The organism is Pseudovibrio sp. POLY-S9, from assembly GCF_001431305.1.
Classification (GTDB): Bacteria; Pseudomonadota; Alphaproteobacteria; order Rhizobiales; family Stappiaceae; genus Pseudovibrio.
On sequence record NZ_LCWX01000227.1, the window covers coordinates 1 to 298 of the forward strand.

General features: G+C 45.0%; 1 pseudogene. It reads right to left on the reverse strand.

From position 1 onward, the window contains the following. Nucleotides 1-41: 41 nt before the first annotated feature. Nucleotides 42-298: pseudogene (locus PPL9_RS33595) on the reverse strand (hypothetical protein); the annotation flags it as partial.

A 298-nucleotide genomic window follows, 5' to 3' on the forward strand; every position in this document is an offset into this window, starting at 1 on the left:
TTTTCTCACATCGAACCGCCATGAGGCATAAACTTTACAAGTTAGCTGGGTAGCACTACCTCCATGAGGTGCTGTGTGATATTCAGTTCTTTAAGTGTACGTTTTCCACTAACAAATTCTTCGCTGACGACATTATCAGCCACCAGGACGTTGACATGATATGCTGTCAGCACTGGTTGTGGTTGGATTCGTAGGAAATGGCCTGTAGCACATAACACCAATGCGAGGACCTTCTTACTCCGCTTTATCTTCCAAATCACTGCCGAAAAACAGCCCGCAGTATAGATGAGCAAACACA